Annotated in this window: 1 protein-coding gene; it reads right to left on the bottom strand. The window is 46.6% G+C overall.

Annotation, left to right across the window (positions count from 1 at the left end; all coding sequences use genetic code 11):
- The coding region (locus tag R7190_RS30710) for a THUMP domain-containing protein (protein ID WP_318138320.1) at nucleotides 1–519 on the bottom strand (519 nt) is incomplete at both ends.

The following is a 519-nucleotide window of genomic DNA, read 5'->3' as shown; positions in this document are numbered from 1 at the left end:
CTGATTTGATTTCAGCCCATGTATCTGGCTCAAAGTCTTCAAGTGATTCAAAGCACCATTGCTTTCGTTTTACACCAGGAGCCATATTTGCAGCCATCATAGCCGCTTCAATCAGTAACGTACCAGAACCACACATTGGATCGAGAAGTGGCTGATGACCGTCCCAACCACAACGCATAATGATCGCCGCTGCTAATGTTTCACGAAGTGGTGCACGGCCAGATTCCGGACGGTAGCCACGTTGATGAAGGCCACTGCCTACCATATCAACACCTAAGATAGCTTTATCTTTGTGAAGGCGAACATGAACGCGAATATCAGGACGTTCTTTGCTGATGTTTGGTCGAGGTAAGCCTTTCTTCTCAAAGCAATCAACGATGCCATCTTTTACTTTCATCGCGCCGTACTGACTGTTGCGGATCTCGCGGTTGGTACCGTTAAAGTCCACAACGAAACGCTTAGAACTGTGGAATTGATTCACCCAGTGAATTGACGAAGTCGATAGGTATAGATCCATGT

It is taken from the genome of Vibrio sp. 1078-1 (assembly GCF_033340475.1).
Note: the sequence above shows the minus strand (reverse complement) of the source record. Positions and strands in the feature narration are given on the sequence as shown.